Source organism: Magnetospira thiophila (assembly GCF_054657015.1).
Window position 1 is genome coordinate 1,637,846 of sequence record NZ_BAAHXF010000001.1, and the last position, 16,222, is coordinate 1,654,067.

The 16,222-nt window shown below is 63.0% G+C and carries 18 protein-coding genes; 12 read left to right on the forward strand and 6 right to left on the reverse strand.

What is annotated here, in order from left to right; all coding sequences use genetic code 11:
• Positions 1 to 45: 45 nt before the first annotated feature.
• From ACYQ1P_RS07915 to ACYQ1P_RS07925, 3 genes are read left to right on the forward strand one after another with little or no spacing between them, the layout of a single operon-like run.
• A complete protein-coding gene (locus ACYQ1P_RS07915) occupies positions 46 to 1,389 on the forward strand; it encodes a M16 family metallopeptidase (protein WP_460019802.1) in 1,344 nt (447 codons plus the stop codon).
• The gene (locus ACYQ1P_RS07920) at positions 1,376 to 2,692 is read left to right on the forward strand and encodes a M16 family metallopeptidase (protein WP_460019803.1); all 1,317 of its coding nucleotides are present in this window, start codon (positions 1,376 to 1,378) and stop codon (positions 2,690 to 2,692) included. Before ACYQ1P_RS07915 ends, ACYQ1P_RS07920 begins: the two co-directional genes overlap by 14 nt.
• The gene (locus tag ACYQ1P_RS07925; RefSeq protein ID WP_460019804.1) at positions 2,693 to 3,403 is read left to right on the forward strand and encodes a DUF3750 domain-containing protein; all 711 of its coding nucleotides are present in this window, start codon (positions 2,693 to 2,695) and stop codon (positions 3,401 to 3,403) included.
• Here the strand turns inward: ACYQ1P_RS07925 and ACYQ1P_RS07930 are convergent.
• Entirely contained in the window at positions 3,400 to 4,284 is an 885-nt protein-coding gene (locus ACYQ1P_RS07930) for a branched-chain amino acid aminotransferase (protein ID WP_460019805.1), read from the reverse strand. The genes ACYQ1P_RS07925 and ACYQ1P_RS07930 overlap by 4 nt on opposite strands.
• Before the next feature lie 182 nt (positions 4,285 to 4,466).
• Here ACYQ1P_RS07930 and ACYQ1P_RS07935 point away from each other — a divergent pair, with 182 nt between their 5' ends.
• From ACYQ1P_RS07935 to ACYQ1P_RS07945, 3 genes are read left to right on the forward strand one after another with little or no spacing between them, the layout of a single operon-like run.
• Positions 4,467 to 4,883, forward strand: a complete 417-nt coding sequence (locus ACYQ1P_RS07935) for a MarR family winged helix-turn-helix transcriptional regulator (protein ID WP_460020146.1) — start codon at positions 4,467 to 4,469, stop codon at positions 4,881 to 4,883.
• Positions 4,884 to 4,922: 39 nt separating this feature from the next.
• Complete coding sequence (locus ACYQ1P_RS07940; protein ID WP_460019806.1) at positions 4,923 to 5,606, forward strand: response regulator; 684 nt, start codon at positions 4,923 to 4,925, stop codon at positions 5,604 to 5,606.
• A 1-nt stretch (position 5,607) separates the two neighbouring features.
• Positions 5,608 to 6,924 carry an ATP-binding protein gene (locus tag ACYQ1P_RS07945; RefSeq protein WP_460019807.1) on the forward strand — a complete coding sequence of 439 codons (1,317 nt, stop codon included), beginning with the start codon at positions 5,608 to 5,610 and terminating at the stop codon, positions 6,922 to 6,924.
• 63 nt (positions 6,925 to 6,987) lie between these two features.
• Here the strand turns inward: ACYQ1P_RS07945 and ACYQ1P_RS07950 are convergent, their stop codons facing one another.
• From ACYQ1P_RS07950 to ACYQ1P_RS07970, 5 genes are all read right to left on the reverse strand, one after another.
• Positions 6,988 to 7,467 (reverse strand): phasin family protein, encoded by a 480-nt coding sequence (locus ACYQ1P_RS07950; protein WP_460019808.1) that lies wholly within the window; start codon positions 7,465 to 7,467, stop codon positions 6,988 to 6,990.
• 141 nt (positions 7,468 to 7,608) lie between these two features.
• Positions 7,609 to 8,223, reverse strand: a complete 615-nt coding sequence (locus ACYQ1P_RS07955; RefSeq protein WP_460019809.1) for a hypothetical protein — start codon at positions 8,221 to 8,223, stop codon at positions 7,609 to 7,611.
• Positions 8,224 to 8,301: 78 nt separating this feature from the next.
• Positions 8,302 to 9,126, reverse strand: coding sequence for a pyrroline-5-carboxylate reductase (gene proC, locus ACYQ1P_RS07960; protein ID WP_460019810.1), 825 nt, complete (start codon positions 9,124 to 9,126; stop codon positions 8,302 to 8,304).
• Between the two features lie 6 nt (positions 9,127 to 9,132).
• The gene (locus ACYQ1P_RS07965; RefSeq protein WP_460019811.1) at positions 9,133 to 9,633 is read right to left on the reverse strand and encodes a type III secretion system chaperone family protein; all 501 of its coding nucleotides are present in this window, start codon (positions 9,631 to 9,633) and stop codon (positions 9,133 to 9,135) included.
• A 260-nt stretch (positions 9,634 to 9,893) separates the two neighbouring features.
• A complete protein-coding gene (locus tag ACYQ1P_RS07970) occupies positions 9,894 to 10,184 on the reverse strand; it encodes an accessory factor UbiK family protein (RefSeq protein ID WP_460019812.1) in 291 nt (96 codons plus the stop codon).
• A 154-nt stretch (positions 10,185 to 10,338) separates the two neighbouring features.
• On the opposite strand from ACYQ1P_RS07970, the gene rfaD reads away from it, so the two are divergent.
• The 6 genes from rfaD (at position 10,339) to ACYQ1P_RS08000 (ending at position 16,189) form a co-directional block, all read left to right on the forward strand.
• Positions 10,339 to 11,325 (forward strand): ADP-glyceromanno-heptose 6-epimerase, encoded by a 987-nt coding sequence (rfaD, locus tag ACYQ1P_RS07975; RefSeq protein ID WP_460019813.1) that lies wholly within the window; start codon positions 10,339 to 10,341, stop codon positions 11,323 to 11,325.
• Positions 11,326 to 11,340: 15 nt separating this feature from the next.
• The gene (gene lgt / locus ACYQ1P_RS07980; protein ID WP_460019814.1) at positions 11,341 to 12,147 is read left to right on the forward strand and encodes a prolipoprotein diacylglyceryl transferase; all 807 of its coding nucleotides are present in this window, start codon (positions 11,341 to 11,343) and stop codon (positions 12,145 to 12,147) included.
• Positions 12,144 to 13,220: a class I SAM-dependent methyltransferase gene (locus ACYQ1P_RS07985; RefSeq protein WP_460019815.1), complete on the forward strand. Its 1,077-nt coding sequence runs from the start codon at positions 12,144 to 12,146 to the stop codon at positions 13,218 to 13,220. Before lgt ends, ACYQ1P_RS07985 begins: the two co-directional genes overlap by 4 nt.
• A complete protein-coding gene (gene pgeF / locus ACYQ1P_RS07990; protein WP_460019816.1) occupies positions 13,217 to 13,984 on the forward strand; it encodes a peptidoglycan editing factor PgeF in 768 nt (255 codons plus the stop codon). The genes ACYQ1P_RS07985 and pgeF overlap by 4 nt, the downstream gene beginning before the upstream one ends.
• Positions 13,985 to 14,061: 77 nt before the next feature.
• A complete protein-coding gene (locus tag ACYQ1P_RS07995; RefSeq protein ID WP_460019817.1) occupies positions 14,062 to 15,159 on the forward strand; it encodes a hypothetical protein in 1,098 nt (365 codons plus the stop codon).
• A gap of 97 nt (positions 15,160 to 15,256) precedes the next feature.
• Positions 15,257 to 16,189, forward strand: coding sequence for a ribose-phosphate pyrophosphokinase (locus tag ACYQ1P_RS08000; RefSeq protein ID WP_460019818.1), 933 nt, complete (start codon positions 15,257 to 15,259; stop codon positions 16,187 to 16,189).
• Positions 16,190 to 16,222: the final 33 nt, after the last annotated feature.

The following is a 16,222-nucleotide window of genomic DNA, read 5'->3' on the forward strand; positions in this document are numbered from 1 at the left end:
GAAACCGCCCATCTGTGACCCAAGCGATAACGGTTTGATGGTGCCATGAAACTCTTCTTGTTCCGCGTTGCGCTTTTCCTGCTGCTGGGCGGTTCCATCGCCCAGGCCGGGATCTTCGATCCACAGACGGCGACCCTCGACAACGGTTTGCAGATCGTCGTGGTGTCCAATCATCGGGCGCCAGTGGTCACCCATATGGTCTGGTACCGGGTCGGGCGGGCCGACGAACCGATGGGCAAGGGCGGCCTCTCACATCTGCTCGAACATCTGATGTTCAAGGGCTCCGAACATTACGGACCAAACGAGATGTCGCAGATCGTCGCCCGCAACGGCGGTCAGGAAAACGCTTTCACCTCCTACGACTACACCGCCTATTACCAGACCGTGGCCCGTGATCGGCTGGGGCTGATGATGCAGATGGAAGCCGACCGCATGGGCGGGCTGATCCTCACGGAGCCGGTCATTGAACCGGAACGTCAGGTGGTGCTGGAAGAGCGCCGCATGCGCATCGGCAACAATCCGGCCGCCCAACTGCGGGAAGCGGTGGGCGTGGCGGAATATGTCAACCATCCCTACGGTCAGCCGATTATCGGCTGGGAAGAGGAGATCAAGGGCCTGACCCTGGATGACATCATGAGCCATTACCGGCGCTGGTACTGTCCGGCCAATGCCATTCTGGTGATCGCCGGGGATGTGACCCTGGACGAGGTGCGCCCGCTGGCCGAAAAATATTACGGCCCGAAAAGCTGTGCCGCCCCCCCGCCCGAGAGGGTTCGTCCGCCGTCGCCGCTGCTCGCCGCCGAACGCCGGGTGACTCTGCATGATGCCCATGTGGGACAGCCAGCCTGGGGCCGGGCCTATCCCGCGCCGTCCTTTGCCCAGGGCGACGTCACCCGGACCCATGCGCTGAGCGTGCTTGATGAACTGCTCAGTGGCGGCGCGACCAGTCGGCTGTATCGGGCCTTGGTGGTGGAGGCCAAGCTGGCGACCAGCGTCGGCAGCTCCTATGACGGCGATGCCCTGAATCGCACCAGCTTCGATCTTCATGCCGCCCCGGCGGAGGGCGTCGAAATCGACGTGCTGGAAAAGGCGGTGATGGCGCAGATTGCCAAATTGCTTGATCAGGGCGTGACCGAAGAGGAAGTCGCCCGCGCCAAACAGCGGCTTCTGGACTCGGCGATCTATGCTCGTGAATCTTTGAGCACGGCGGCCCATATGTTCGGTGTTGCCCTGACCACCGGTCAGTCCATCGCCGATGTGGAAAGCTGGCCCGACCGGATTGCCGCCGTCACCCGTCAGGATGTGGAGACGGCGGCCCGGGAGATCTTCACTTCCTCCGGCCATGTCACCTCGGTCTTGTTGCCGGAAGACAAAGATGGAAAGATTTGACGTGACCCGCATCGTGCTTCTGCTCTGTTTCGCGTTGTTCAGCATCCCAGTCGCGGCGGCCCCCCAGGTGCAACAGGTGGTCGGCGGGCAGGGTCTGAAAGCCTGGTTGATCGAAGATCACAGTCAGCCGGTCTTGCATGTTTCCTTCTCCTTTCGCGGCGGTGCGGCGCTTGATCCTATGGGCAAGGAAGGGCTGGCCCATATGGTCTCGACCTTGCTCGACGAAGGGGCAGGGGATCTGAACTCGCAAGCCTTTCAACGGCAATTGGAAGATCTGTCCATTGATCTGTCTTTTGCCGCCGGGCGCGATGGGTTTACCGGCAGCCTGAAAACCCTGACCCGCAATCTGGATCAGGCGGAACATTTGCTCGGGTTGGCTCTGAGTGCGCCGCGCTTCGATACCGATCCGGTGGAACGGATGCGGGCGCAGATCCTGGCCGAGCGTCGCCGGTCGGCGGAGGATGCCGACGACATCGCCTCCCGGCAGCTCCTGGGGCTGTTGTTTCCCAACCATCCCTACGGTCGCGAGAGCCGTGGGACGACGGACAGTATTTCCGGCCTTACTCGGGCGGACTTCCGGGACTTCGTCGAGCGGCGACTGGCGCGGGATAAGCTGGTCGTAGGGTTGTTCGGCGACATCACGCCGGAGCGGGCCAAACAATTTCTTGACCGTGCGTTCGGAAAACTTCCGGCCGCCGCGTTGGATGCCGCAGTCCCCGATGTGATGCCCCAGTTGACCGGTAAGATGACGGTCATTGATCGAAATCTTCAACAGAGCGTCATCTTATTTGCCCAGGCTGGACTGCTCCGGGAGAGCCCGGATTTCTATGTTGCCCAGGTACTCGATTACATTCTGGGGGGCGGCAGCTTTTCTTCGCGCTTGTATGATGAGGTCCGGGAGAAGCGAGGTTTGGCCTATTCGGTCGGCACCTATTTGTGGCCGATGGATCACGCGGCGATCTACATGGGGCAGGCAGGGACGGCCAATGCCAGAGCTGCCGAGACGGTCAAAATCGTGCGCGATCAATGGACGATCCTGCGCGAAAGCGGCCCGAGTCCAGAGGAAGTGGCCGATGCCAAGACCTATCTGACCGGCTCCTATCCCTTGCGCTTCACTTCCGGCGGGGCCCTGGCGAGTACCCTGGTCGCCATGCAGATCCATAATCTGGGGCAGGATTATTTGGACCGACGCGAGGACTATATCAATGCCGTCACCCCCGAGGACGTGGCCCGTCTGGCGCGCCAACTGCTCGATCCGCAACGGCTGACCTTCGTCGTGGTCGGTCGGCCCGAGGGGCTGTAGATGGTCCGGCGCGGATTTTTCCTGTCCTTGATGTTCGGCATCTTGGCTGCCTGCGCGCCCGGCGATTGGCGCACGGCGAGCCGCGATTCCACCGGCATCGCGCCGGACCCGGCGCTGGTGCCCGAGCCTCTGGTGCAGGTCTATGCGGCCCGGGCCTGGAGCTGGCGCGGCTGGTTCGCCGTTCATACCTGGGTCGCCACCAAACCGGCCCATGCCCCGGCGTTCACCGTCTACGAAGTGACCGGATGGCGGGTGCGCCAAGGGTTGTCCGGAGTTTCGGTATCCCAGCGTCCGGCTGATGGGCGGTGGTTCGGGGCCGATCCTGAATTGATTGCCGAATTGCGCGGCCCGGGCGTCGAGGACGCCATCCGACGGGTCGATGCCGCCGCGCGTTCTTATCCGTACGATACAGAATACACCATCTGGCCGGGTCCCAATTCCAACACCTTCACCGCCTGGATCGGTCGCCATGTGCCGGAACTGAAACTGGATCTACCGCCAACGGCCATCGGCAAGGACTACCTCCCGAACGGCGCTTTCAGCGCCGTCAGCCCGAGTGGCAGTGGCCGACAGTTTTCGGTGTTCGGGCTCGCCGGCCTGACCTTGGGGCGTGAGGAAGGGCTGGAGATCAACCTGCTCGGGTTGGTGTTCGGGCTCGATCCCCTGGCCCCGGCCCTCAAGCTGCCGCTCATCGGCCGGATAGGCGCTTAACGAATTTTGCCCACTGCCCGCTCATAATCCTCGATCAGGTTGCGGGTGATCTGTCCGGGGGTGAAGGTCAGGTCGTTGATCTTGCCGACCGGGGTGACTTCTGCCGCCGAACCAGTGAGAAAGATCTCGGTGGCCTGGGTCAACTCGTCGGGCATGATGGCCCGCTCGATGACCTCGTAGCCCCGCGCCTTGGCCAGTCCGATGACCGTGCGCCGGGTGATGCCGTCGAGAAAACAGTCGGGGATCGGGGTATGCAGTTTGCCGTCCCCCATGACCAGAAAGATATTGGCCCCGGTGGCTTCGGAAACCTGGCCCCGCCAGTCGAGCAGCAGCGCATCGGTATAACCAGCGGATTCCGCGTCGTGCTTGGACAGGGTGGCGATCATGTACAGGCCCGCCGCCTTGGCATGCACCGGGGCGCATTCCGGCGGCGGCCGCCGCCAGGGCGAGGTTTTCAGGCTGATGCCTTTCTCGCGCAGTTCGGGGCTGAAATAGGACGGCCAGGGCCAGGTGGCAATGGCCAGATGGATCTTGGTTTTCTGTGCCGAGACGGCCATCATCTCGCTGCCCCGCCAGGCGACCGGGCGGATGTAGCCGTCAACGATGTTGTTGGCCTTGCAGGTGGCGATGCAGGCGGCATCAATCTCGTCGGCGCTATAGGGAATTTTGAAACCCAGAATGCGCCCGGACTCGATCAGCCGTTCCGTATGCTCGCGCAGCTTGAAGATCTGGCCGCCGTAGGATCGTTCCCCCTCGAACACGCAGGACCCGTAATGCAGCCCGTGAGTCAGCACGTGCAAGGTGCTCTCGCGCCAGGGAACGAGCTTGCCGTCATACCAGATCTGACCGTCGCGATCGTCGAAGGGAATGATGTCCGCCATGAAACAATGATCCGAATAGAGGGTTATTGTCGAAAGGATGTTGCTCTGGGTACCATTGGTCGGGTAATATGTCAATAACACTGACATAATTCTCCTGCACGGCAGGCCCCACAAAATGGCATGGGATTTCCGGGGATTTGGATAGCTTCGACGTCGAGAGTGAGCCGGAACTGCGCCGCGCCATGGAACTCCTGTTTTTCGCCTATCGGGATTTCACCGGTGAGGCCGATGCGCTGCTCGCTCAGTTCGGTTTCGGGCGGGCCCATCACCGGGCCTTGTATTTCATCGCGGCCCGCCCCCACAGCACCGTCAGCGACCTGCTGGAAATCCTCAAGATCACCAAGCAAAGCCTGGCCCGGGTGCTGGGGCAACTGGTCCGCGAAGGCTATGTCCGACAGGAGCCGGGACCCCACGACCGGCGTCAGCGGTTGCTCTCTCTCACGCCCAAGGGCCAGGCCCTCGAACAGCGTCTGGCCGCCGTGCAATGTGCCCGCATCGCCCGCGCCTACCGGGAGTCCGGGTCCGGCGCGGCGGAGGGATTCCGCCGTGTGCTGCGTCAGATGATCGAGGAGCCCGACCGTCCGCCGATGGACGGTTGACCATAGGCAGTCCGCTTCCCTTGGGCTATAGTTCGAGCCATGGATGAGCTGCCTCATATTCTGGTGGTCGATGACGATACCCGGCTGCGCGACTTGCTGAAGCGCTATCTGGGCGATCACGGTTTTATGGTCAGTGCGGCCGAGGATGCCGCCGATGCCCGCACCCGTTTGGCCTCCATGGCCTTCGACTTGATTGTTCTCGATGTGATGATGCCTGGGGAAACCGGCCTGCAACTGGTCGCCGATTTGCGCCGCAGTCTGGATGTGCCGGTGCTTCTGCTCACCGCCATGGATGAGCCGGAGGACCGGATTAACGGCCTGGAAGCCGGCGCCGACGATTATCTCAGCAAGCCGTTCGATCCGCGGGAACTGCTGTTGCGCATCCATAGCATCCTGCGCCGCACGGCCCCCAGGAACGCCGCGCAGGGTGACCCGGTGCGGTTCGGGGCCATCCATTTCGATCCGGCCCGAGAGGAGCTCAGTTGCAATGGCGAACCGATCCGTCTGACGACTTTCGAGGCCCAGTTGCTGCGTGTCCTGGCGGCGCGACCGGGCGAGGTCTTTTCCCGCGAGGACCTAACCCGGCTCAGCGGCGCGGCGGGCGGCGAACGGAGTGTGGATGTTCAAGTGACCCGCCTGCGCCGCAAGATCGAACCGGACAGTCGCGCCCCCCGCTACCTGCAAACGGTACGCGGACAGGGCTACGTCCTGCGACCGGACTGAGATGAAAATCTCCGTCAAACAGATTCTGCCGCGTAGCCTGCTGGGCCGCTCCCTGATGATCATCGTCACGCCCATTTTGCTGGTGCAGATGGTGTCGGCCTTCATTTTCTTCGACACCCATTGGGAGACCGTGTCGCTGCGCCTGGCGCGCGGCGCGGCGGGGGAAATCGCGTCGATCATCCGGTTGATGGATCAGGCCCCGGACGGTCAGGCGATCGAGAATCTATTCGCCATCGCCGAGGATCATATGCAGTTGCAGGTATCGTTGCTGGCCGGAGAAATCCTGCCCAACGTGCCGGAGGTGAGCGATGACAGCATTCTTGACCGGACCCTGCGGCGGGCCCTGCGGGAGTATCTGCCCCGCCCGGCCCAAGTGGATTCCCACAGCTTGGACCGTCAGGTCATCGTGACCGTTCAGCTGTCTGACGGGGTGCTTCGGGTGCTGGTTCCGACCAAACGGCTGTTCAGTTCGACGACCTATGTCTTCGTGCTTTGGTCGGCGGGATTGTCGCTGTTGCTGTTTGGCGTGGCGGTGATCTTCATGCGCAATCAGGTGCGCCCCATCCGGCGTCTGGCCCGTGCCGCCGACGCCTTCGGCAAGGCCCGCGATGTGCCCTCCTTCAAGCCCGAGGGGGCGTTGGAGGTGCGTCAGGCGGCGACCGCCTTCCTGCGCATGCGGGATCGCATTCAACGGCAGATCGCCCAGCGAACCGACATGCTGTCCGGGGTGTCCCATGACCTGCGCACCCCGCTGACCCGGATGCGCCTGCAACTGGCGATGCTCGAGTCCACGGAAGGCGTGCGCGAACTGGAAGAAGACGTCGCCGAGATGGAGCATATGCTGGAAGGCTATCTGGCCTTCGCCCGGGGCGAGGGACGGGAGGCACCGACCCCGACCAACCTGGGCGACCTGCTTGAAGAGGTGGTCGGACGCGCCCGACGCAAGGGATTATCCGTCGACCTGCATGTGGAAGAAACCCTGACCGTGCCGTTACGACCCCATGCCTTTCGCCGGGCGGTGACCAATCTGGTGGAAAATGCCGGACGCTATGGCACTCATGTTTTCGTGCGGGCCGGACTGCGCGGCAAGGCGGTGGAGATCGTCGTCGATGACGACGGGCCAGGCATTGCGGAAGATAAAAGGGAGGATGTTTTCCGACCGTTTTTCCGCATCGACTCGTCCCGCAATCCGGGCACCGGGGGTGTGGGGTTGGGGTTGACCATCACCCGCGACGTGATGCGGGCGCATGGGGGCGACGTGGACCTCGGCCAATCCCCTCAGGGCGGATTGCGGGCAAAGTTGAGGCTGCCGCTGTAGCCGAAAGGAAAAGGGGGCACCGGAAGCACCCCCTTGTCGCCACATGCCGTTCAAAAACAGCGATTACTTTTTGATCGCCAACAGAGTCTGGCGAATTTCGTCCATGCTTTCGGTGAAGCGCTTGTTGATCGCCGCCGCGGCTTCCGAATTGGATTTGGCAGACATTTCGGCCAATTCACGCGCATTGCCAAGAGCCTTCTCGAAGGCCGCCTTGACCTGCTCAATCTGTTTGGCGGCGGCTTCCTGAGGAGTGCCTCCCGCAGCCATTTGGGAAATGGTGGCCGACACTTCTTCCATGGTCTGTTGCAGGATCTCGGCCTGCCGACGCACAATGGCCTGCATCCCTTCCAAGGCCACCTTGTTGGCATTGGTCAGGGCTTCGATGTTCTTGCGTTGGGCTTCCATCATGGCCTGCGGATCCAAGCCAGGAATCTTCATGTCGCCAAAATTCTTGGAGAAATTGCCCATCATTTTGGTGGGATCGAATTCCGCCATCATCTTGGTCATGTCAAAATTGAAAAAAGGGTTTGTCTTGTCCGTCATCGCCTCATCCTCCGGCCGTTAACTGCAAATACGGGAAAGGTTTGCAGTGCACAATTTTGCAAAAGTATGCGCAACTCCATCCCCGGAGTCAATGCAAATGTTGCAGCGCACAAAAAAATGCTGCGCCCGGGGAGCGCTGGTTCAGGTCGGCACTTCCCGGGATAGATCCCCGGACGGCGCGCCGTTGTTTTCCCATGGACACCAACTCGCCAAAACATCGAGCCGCTGAAGGTTTCGATCCAGTGCCGCCAGGGTGGCCGATTGATCGGCGCTGTCGTCGTTCAGCCAGACCCGGGCGGTCGACAGCCACAGGGCGCAGAGCGCCTTGGTGCGCAGTCGTCCCTTCCAGCCCTGGGAGGACAGCCCGGCGGCCTCCAGCATCCAGCCCATGGATTGGGCAAAAGTGGGGGCAAGCAGCAGGGAAGACAAAGGATCACGACCCAGATCGCGCAGCACGGCGCGTAGGCCCTCCTTGTGCGCAGTCAGAACCTCGAAACGACGCATCAGGATATCGAACAAACGGTCATGAACCGTTTCGCCTTCGCCGTTGCCTTGAGCCAGAACCCGGCGATCCGTGCGGCGGACAAAGGTGCGCAGCAGATCTTCGCGGCTGGCGAAGTGCTCTCGAATCTGAGCCAATGTGCGGCCGCTGGAACTGGCCAGGGCATGAAAGCTCACCGCGCTCCAGCCGTCGCGGGCGGCGAGCGCGAGGGCGTCGTCGATCAACTTGTCGGGGGAATCAGATGGGCGGGGCATAGCGGACCTCCAAAGTAACGTGAGCCTGTGTCGGTCTTACCCGGAAAATGTGTTATCACCATGGCGCAAGGTCAAGGTTCAGCCGGCCAATTCTCGACCGCGCTGGACCGCCGCCGCCACCGCCTCGCGCATCAGGGTCGGCAATCCGCCCTCGGCCATCAGGACTTCCAGGGCCGCCGCCGTGGTGCCGCCGGGGGAGGTGACATTGAGCCGCAATTGGCTGGCACTGTCGGGGGATTGGCGAAGCAGTTCTCCGGCCCCCGACACCGTGGCCCGGGCCAGCAATTCGGCGGTGGCTTCCGGCAGCCCGGCCCGCACCCCGGCCCGGGTCATCGCCTCGGCGAGCAGAAAGACGTAGGCCGGACCGGAGCCGGACAGGGCGGTGACGGCATCCATTTGTGACTCGTCGGTCAACCAAACCGTCTCGCCGACCGCCGCCAAAAGCTGCTCGCACAACGCCCTGCCCTGGGCATCGACACGGGGATTGGCGCACAGGGCGGACACCCCGCGCCCGACGGCGGCCGGGGTGTTCGGCATGGCCCGCACGATGGCCGCGTCGGCTCCCAGTTTGGCATTGAAAAAGCCGATGGTCTTACCGGCGGCAATGGACAGAAAAACCACCGTCCCGACAAACGGTCGGTAAGCGGAAAGCGCCTCGGCCATGACTTGCGGTTTGACCGCCAGGGTAATCAGGCCAGGGTCGAACTCTCCGGACAGCTCGGCAACGGTGGCATGGACGGTGACGCCCAAGCCATCGCGAACCCGGGCCGCCGATTCCGCGTGTGGTTCAATGACCCGCACCCGTTCCGGGGCCAGTCCGCGGGATAACCAACCGGCCAGCAGGGCAGAGCCCATCTTGCCGCCACCGACCAGAAGCAGTGGCGGAGTCTCAAAGCGAGGCATGACGGTTCAGGCCTCGCCGACGGTCTCGATCATCGCCGCCGCAATGGCGTCGGGGGCCGACTTGCCGCCCCAGATGACATATTGAAAGGCCGGATAAAAACGCTCGCACTCGGCGATGGCGATATCCACCAGATCTTCCATCTGCCCCTGACTGACCCCATCGGCCCCGCGCAGCAAAACCGCGTGGCGGAACATGGGCAGTCCTTCGTCATCCCAGATGCCGAAATGACCGAGCCACATTTTCTCGTTCATGGTGGCCAGCAGGTCGTGCACTTCCTGGCGGCGCTTGGCCGGAACCCGCATGTCGAAAGCGCAGGTGAAATGCAGGGCGTTGACCTCCTCGCACCAGGCGAAGAATAGGCTGTAGTCGCACCACTGCCCGGGGACCTGCACCGCCATTTCCTCATCGTTCCGACGATCGAAAGACCAATCGTAGGAACTGATCACTTGTTCCACGGTGTCGATGGGATTGGTGACCGGACTTGTGTTCGATTGCAAACTCAACATGGTTGCGATCCACCTCCTATGGCGGTTTAGAGAGACCCGTCGCAGGTGGAAATGCGATTTCCTCTCCGTTCATGGCGCTAACCGCTAGATCTTGGGGGGTTAGCGAAATGTAGTGGAAACGTCGCATTCCCAACACAAGAGGTAGCCTGCCAGAAGCCGAGTCCCGGTGCAAGGGCCTGATTGTGACAGGTTCGCTAAATTATAAGGATTTATGGGGACAAAGCCGAAAAATATACAAATTTCCGGTGTCTAATGCCTGTTCAGTCGGCGTCCTTTGCCGCAGATTTCTTGCCGGTCGTCGGTTTCGCCGGGGCGGCGGCCTCCAGGGCGGCGAGGCGTTTTTCCAAATCCTCGTTGGCCATCCGCGCCTTGGCGGCCATGGCCTGCACGGCCTCGAATTCCTCGCGGGTCACCAGATCCATGCCCGAGAGCAGGTCCGCCAGACGCTGACGGATCATGGTGTCCACCTCGTCCTTTATGCCGGTCAGGGTGCTCATGGCTCCATTGGCCAGTCGCGCCATGTCATCGAACAAGGGGTTTCGGGTCTGCATGGGAATTCTCCAAGGGTCGCGTGTGGGGCGCATTATGCCCCGGAGCGCCGGTCGGCGCAACCGGGTGCGCGGCCCCTTGTCGCGACGGTTCTAGAAGCCTATAAAACACCCGGTACTTATATAAGCCCTTAGCCATATACATAAGAGGTGTCCCATGATCGTGGTCACCGGCGGTGCCGGATTCATCGGGTCCAATATCATTGCAGCCCTGGAAGAGCGTGGGACCTCTGCGCTTGTGGTCTGCGACCGCCTGCGCTCCAACGACAAATGGCGCAATCTGGCGAAGCGCGAACTGGAGGATGTGGTGCATCCGGAGCGCCTGTTCGAGTTCCTCGAAGGCAAGTCGGTGGAAATCGAGGCGGTCATCCATATGGGGGCCATCTCCTCGACCACGGAATTCGATGCCGATAAGGTGTTCGAGAATAACTTCCGCCTGACCATGGATCTGTGGCACTGGTGCACCCTGCATCGGGTACGCTTTATATATGCCTCCTCGGCGGCGACCTATGGCGATGGGGCCAATGGATTCCTCGACGACTCCGCGCCGGAGCATCTGGCCCGCCTGCGGCCCATGAATCCCTACGGCTGGAGCAAGCATTTGTTCGACCGTGCGGCGGTTCGCCAGATTCTCGATGGCGATCCGATTCCACCGCAATGGGCCGGGCTGAAATTCTTCAACGTCTATGGCCCCAATGAATATCACAAGGGCGGTCAGCAGAGCGTCGTTGCCCACGTCTACCCCAAGGCCAAGGCGGGACTTTCGGCGCCTTTGTTCCAGTCCCATCATCCGGACTACGAGGATGGCGGCCAGATGCGTGATTTCGTGTGGGTCGAGGACTGTGTCGATGTGGTGCTCTGGCTGCTCGACAATCCCCATGTCAGCGGCCTGTTCAACGTGGGCACCGGCACCGCGCGCCCGTTCAAGGATTTGGCCGCCGCAGTATACCGGGCGCTCGGCCAGGAGCCGGATCTGACCTATGTGCCGACGCCGGAGTCCATCCGCGACAAGTACCAGTATTTCACCGAGGCCAATATGAGCCGCCTGCGGGCCGCCGGGTACGACCGCCCGTTCACGTCCCTGGAAGAGGGCGTGACAAACTATGTCCAACTTTATCTGGACACGGACGACCCCTACCGCTGAGGACCGAAACGCCGCATGAGTCTCGTCATCCCTTATCCGCAGATTGATCCGGTGCTGGTGGAAATCGGCCCGCTGGTCCTGCGCTGGTATGCCCTGGCCTATATCGCCGGGCTGCTCGGCGGCTGGGCGCTGATCCGCCGCCTCGGCAGGCGGTCGCCGCTGCATCTCGATCCGGTGGCGGCGGATGATTTCATGACCTGGGCCACGCTGGGGGTGATTCTCGGCGGCCGGATCGGCTTCGTGCTGTTCTACAATCTCTCCTATTATATGGAGAACCCGTTGCAGATCCTCCAGGTCTGGCACGGCGGCATGTCGTTTCATGGCGGGCTGGCGGGGGTCACCCTGGCCATGTGGCTGTTCACCCGCAATCGGGGACTGTCGTTTCTGGCGTTCACCGACGTGGTGGCCTGCGTCACCCCGATCGGGCTGTTCTTTGGTCGGCTGGCCAATTTCATCAATGGCGAGTTGTGGGGCCGGGTGACCGATGTACCCTGGGCCATGGTCTTTCCGCGCGGCGGGCCGTTGCCGCGCCATCCCAGCCAACTCTACGAAGCGGCGCTGGAGGGGTTGGTGCTGTTCGTCATCGTCAATCTGGTGGCCCGCTCGACCCTCTGGCGGCACCATTCCGGACGGACGACCGGCGTGTTTCTGATCGGCTATGCGCTGTCGCGCATGGCCGTCGAAATGGTGCGCCAGTTCGATCCCCAGGTCGGTCTGCTGTGGGATGTCCTCACCATGGGGCAGTTGCTGTCCATTCCCATGCTGCTGCTGGGCCTGTATCTTGTCTGGCGCGCCCAACCTGTCACAGGGAGTCCGCAATGAGTGAAATCAGTACCCTTCTCCAAGAGCGCATTGCCGAGGACGGACCGCTGACCGTGGCCGAATATATGGGCATTGCCCTGACCCATCACCGGGGCGGCTACTACATGACCCGCGACCCGTTCGGCACGGCGGGCGATTTCATCACCGCTCCGGAAATCTCGCAGATGTTCGGCGAGCTGATCGGCCTGTGGTGTGCTGTCGCCTGGCAATCCATGGGCATGCCTGAAACTGTGAATCTGGTGGAATTGGGGCCGGGGCGCGGCACCTTGATGGCCGATGCCTTGCGGGCGGCGCGGGCGGTGCCGGCGTTCCAAAAGGCGGTGCGGCCGCATTTGGTGGAGATCAGCCCGACCCTGACGGCGGTGCAGAAAGAAACCCTGGGACGTCTCGATCTGCCCCATGCGCCGACCTGGAGCGAAACCTTCGCCGAGGTGCCGGAAGGGCCGATGATTCTGTTCGCCAATGAATTTTTCGATGCCCTGCCGATTCGTCAGTTCGAGCGCACCGACGAGGGCTGGTTCGAGCGACTGGTGACGGTCGATCCGGCGGGGGGATTCTGTTTTACCCTGGCGCGTGAGGAAACCGCCCGCCTCGGCCCGGCCCCGGAGGGCAGCATTCAGGAAATGAGCCCCGAGAGCCTGAACCTGGTCAAGACCATCGGCGAGCGGCTGGCCGCCCAGGGCGGCGCTGCGCTAATCATTGATTACGGGCACGGCGAAAGCGGCTATGGGGATACCTTGCAGGCGGTGCGCGGGCAGGAATATGCCGATGTGCTGGGTCAGCCGGGGGACGTCGATCTGACCGCCCATGTGGATTTCGAGGCCCTGGCCGACGCCGCCGAGATGGGCGGCGGGCGCTGCTTCGGCCCCATCGCTCAGGGACATTTCCTGATGGCCCTGGGCATTGAGATGCGCGCCCAGGCCCTGCTGGACAAGGCCAACGAGGCGCAGCGCCGGGAAATCATGACGGCCCATCATCGTCTGGTGCATCCCGATGAAATGGGGCTGCTGTTCAAGGCTCTGGCCGTGGTCGCACCGGGAATGGCCTGTCCGCCGGGGTTTGAAGCATCATGATTCTGACCGTCGCCTCACTGAACGCGGTCTCGCGCGTCCGCCATGCCTTTTTCACCCGCCAGGGCGGCCTGAGCGAGGGCATTTACGCCTCGTTGAATTGCGGTCCGGGCTCCCGGGACGACAGCAAGCGGGTGATGGCCAACCGGGCCCGGGCCATGCAATGGATCGACCGACCGGCGGACGCCCTGGTGACCGTCCATCAGGTGCATTCGGCCCGGGTGGTGGCGGTGGACGGTCCCTGGACCGGTGATCCGCCCGAGGCCGATGCCATGGTGACGAGCCAGGTTGGCGTGGTGCTGGGAATCCTCACTGCCGATTGCGCGCCGGTGCTGCTGGCCGATGGGCAGGCGCGGGTGGTCGCCGCCGCCCATGCCGGATGGCGCGGCGCGGTGGATGGGGTGATTGGCGCAACGGTCAAGGCGATGGTCGAGCGGGGGGCCAAGCCGTCCAATATCGTCGCCGCTGTCGGACCCTGCATCCAGCAACGCTCCTACGAAGTGGGGCCGGACATGGTGGAAGCCCTGTTGAGCATCGACAAGCACAATGAGAACTACCTGTTGCCGTCGCGCAAGCCCGGGCATCACATGTTCGATCTGGCCGCCTGCGTGATGATGCGTCTGCAACGGGCCGGGCTGCGCAATATCATTGGCACCCCCTGCGACACCTATGCCGAGCCCGACCGTTTTTTCAGCTACCGGCGCACCACCCACAAGGGCGAGCCGGACTATGGTCGCCAACTCTCCGCCATTTATCTGGAGCCCTAGCTCGAAATGCCGCACATCTATTTTCTCCTGAGCATTTCGGTGATCGGCCTGATGGTGGCCTGTACGGCGATGCTGTGATGTGGCGGGCGATCCCCAGCTTATTATTGTTGCTTGCGGTGGCGGCCTGCGCCCCGCAGGGAGCAGCGACTCCGCCCGCCCCGGTCGGGCCGCCGACCTGCTACCTGCCGCCCCTGGAAGGTGCACCCGTGGCGGTGCGCGGCCTGCTGATCGGCGGTCTCGCCACCGCCTTGCAGGAACGGGGATGGCAAATAACCCGTGACCCGGCGCAGGCCCATGATCTGGTCTTGCGCGGTCGGGTGGTCACCGACCCGGAGGTGACCAGCGGCCCCTATGCGGCGGTCCTTGATTGGATGTTGGAGAATCAGCGCGGAATTGGTCTGGCGTTGCTGCGTCAGCGTCTGGGCGGCTCGACCGCGCAGTGGTACAACGCGGACCCCCGGGTGCTGCTGGCGCTGATTGATGATGCGGCCCCCCGGGTGGTCGGCCTGCCGCGATCCCCCGCCGAACGCCGCTCCCTGGGCGGGGTGAGCGGGATGGTCGATGTGTTCGTCCCGGTGACCCCGGTGCACGGCAAGATCAAGCGGGTTTCCTCGGTCGAACTGTTGTTGCCGAAACTGCCGCTGCCCTGGGTGCCGCCGGTGCCGCCGGTGGAGGCCGCGCCGCCGGTCGACCCGGCACCGCTGCCGCCGACCATTGCCGATGTGCCGCAGCCGGAGCCGCAGGAGTCGTCGCGGCGGCCCGTGGCGACTCGGGGGCCCGTGGTTTTTGTCGGACCGGTGGAGGGCGCGCCGGGTGACGGCGGCGACGCCCTGGCCCTGGCCCTGGAAAACACCCTGGCGCGGACCGGGGTGAATGTCACCACCGATCCGCAGCAGGCGACGCATGTGGTCGAGGCGACTGTTTCGGTGGAACCGGGCGGCGGGGCCAATCCGACGGTTGGCATTTCCTGGCGGGTGTTCGACTCCGAGGGGCGGCCCTTGGGCACCATTGACCAAAAAAATCAGATTCGGGCGGCCATCCTTTATGATCGCTGGGGCGCGACGGCGGTCGGGGCGGCCAACGGCGCGGCCGATGGTGTGGTGGAATTGCTGATCCGCTGGAGTCGAATGCAACAACAATTCCCATCCGGGTCGGAAGGGCGTTTACAGAAATAAGTCAGCTTGGTACATTCCGCTCGCTTTCCGGCATCAGTTCCGCGACTGGTCCCACTGAGCTTTACGGGGTATGGGCACAACAGGGCGCGAGGCGATCATGAGGATCCTTTCCTGCAACAGCAACCGGCCCCTGGCCGATGCCGTCTCGGCTTATCTGAGTCTGCCGTTGACCAAGGCCAGCGTGCGCCGTTTCTCGGATATGGAAATTTTCGTCGAGGTGGAAGAGAACGTGCGCGGCGCCGATGTGTTCGTTTTGCAATCCACGTCGTTTCCGGCCAATGACAACCTGATGGAATTGCTGGTCACCCTCGATGCCTTGCGGCGCGGGTCGGCGCGGCGGATCACGGCGGTCATGCCCTATTTCGGCTATGCCCGTCAGGACCGCAAGTCGGGACCACGGACGCCCATCTCGGCCAAGCTGGTGGCCAACCTGATCACCGTCGCCGGGGCCGACCGGGTGTTGACCCTGGATCTGCACGCCGGACAGATTCAGGGTTTTTTCGATATCCCGGTGGACAATCTCTATGCCGCCCCGGTGTTTGTCCATCATATCCAGGAAACCTATCACGGCGAACATGTGATGGTGGTGTCGCCGGATGTGGGCGGCGTGGTGCGGGCCAGGTCCCTGGCCAAGCGGCTGAACGCCGATCTGGCGATCATCGACAAGCGTCGCGAACGGGCCGGGGTGTCCGAGGTGATGAATATCATCGGCGAAGTGGAGGGGCGGCATTGCGTCCTGGTCGATGACATCGTCGATTCCGCCGGCACCCTGTGTAACGCCGCCGTGGCCCTGACCGAGGCCGGTGCGGCCAGCGTGTCGGCCTATGTCACCCACGGGGTGTTGTCCGGGGGCGCCGTGGCGCGGGTGACGTCGTCGCCGTTGCGCTCGATGGTCATCACCGACAGCATTCAGGCCACCGAGGCGGTACGGGTGGCGTCCAATGTGGAACAATTGACCCTGGCCCCGCTGCTGGCCGAAGCCATGCATCGGATTGCCGAGGAAAAATCGGTTTCCAGTCTCTTCATTTGAGGCTATAACACCGCCGCCGTCCCGCCCAACGGG

Coding starts and splice junctions, on each gene's coding strand:
- ACYQ1P_RS08000 (WP_460019818.1), top strand. CDS start 15,257: ATGAGGATCCTTTCCTGCAACAGCAACCGGCCCCTGGCCGATGCCGTC.
- ACYQ1P_RS07950 (WP_460019808.1), bottom strand. CDS start 7,467: ATGACGGACAAGACAAACCCTTTTTTCAATTTTGACATGACCAAGATG.
- ACYQ1P_RS07915 (WP_460019802.1), top strand. CDS start 46: ATGAAACTCTTCTTGTTCCGCGTTGCGCTTTTCCTGCTGCTGGGCGGT.
- ACYQ1P_RS07965 (WP_460019811.1), bottom strand. CDS start 9,633: ATGTTGAGTTTGCAATCGAACACAAGTCCGGTCACCAATCCCATCGAC.
- ACYQ1P_RS07955 (WP_460019809.1), bottom strand. CDS start 8,223: ATGCCCCGCCCATCTGATTCCCCCGACAAGTTGATCGACGACGCCCTC.
- ACYQ1P_RS07940 (WP_460019806.1), top strand. CDS start 4,923: ATGGATGAGCTGCCTCATATTCTGGTGGTCGATGACGATACCCGGCTG.
- lgt (WP_460019814.1), top strand. CDS start 11,341: ATGAGTCTCGTCATCCCTTATCCGCAGATTGATCCGGTGCTGGTGGAA.
- ACYQ1P_RS07930 (WP_460019805.1), bottom strand. CDS start 4,284: ATGGCGGACATCATTCCCTTCGACGATCGCGACGGTCAGATCTGGTAT.
- ACYQ1P_RS07995 (WP_460019817.1), top strand. CDS start 14,062: ATGTGGCGGGCGATCCCCAGCTTATTATTGTTGCTTGCGGTGGCGGCC.
- ACYQ1P_RS07925 (WP_460019804.1), top strand. CDS start 2,693: ATGGTCCGGCGCGGATTTTTCCTGTCCTTGATGTTCGGCATCTTGGCT.
- ACYQ1P_RS07920 (WP_460019803.1), top strand. CDS start 1,376: ATGGAAAGATTTGACGTGACCCGCATCGTGCTTCTGCTCTGTTTCGCG.
- proC (WP_460019810.1), bottom strand. CDS start 9,126: ATGCCTCGCTTTGAGACTCCGCCACTGCTTCTGGTCGGTGGCGGCAAG.
- pgeF (WP_460019816.1), top strand. CDS start 13,217: ATGATTCTGACCGTCGCCTCACTGAACGCGGTCTCGCGCGTCCGCCAT.
- rfaD (WP_460019813.1), top strand. CDS start 10,339: ATGATCGTGGTCACCGGCGGTGCCGGATTCATCGGGTCCAATATCATT.
- ACYQ1P_RS07935 (WP_460020146.1), top strand. CDS start 4,467: ATGGAACTCCTGTTTTTCGCCTATCGGGATTTCACCGGTGAGGCCGAT.
- ACYQ1P_RS07945 (WP_460019807.1), top strand. CDS start 5,608: ATGAAAATCTCCGTCAAACAGATTCTGCCGCGTAGCCTGCTGGGCCGC.
- ACYQ1P_RS07985 (WP_460019815.1), top strand. CDS start 12,144: ATGAGTGAAATCAGTACCCTTCTCCAAGAGCGCATTGCCGAGGACGGA.
- ACYQ1P_RS07970 (WP_460019812.1), bottom strand. CDS start 10,184: ATGCAGACCCGAAACCCCTTGTTCGATGACATGGCGCGACTGGCCAAT.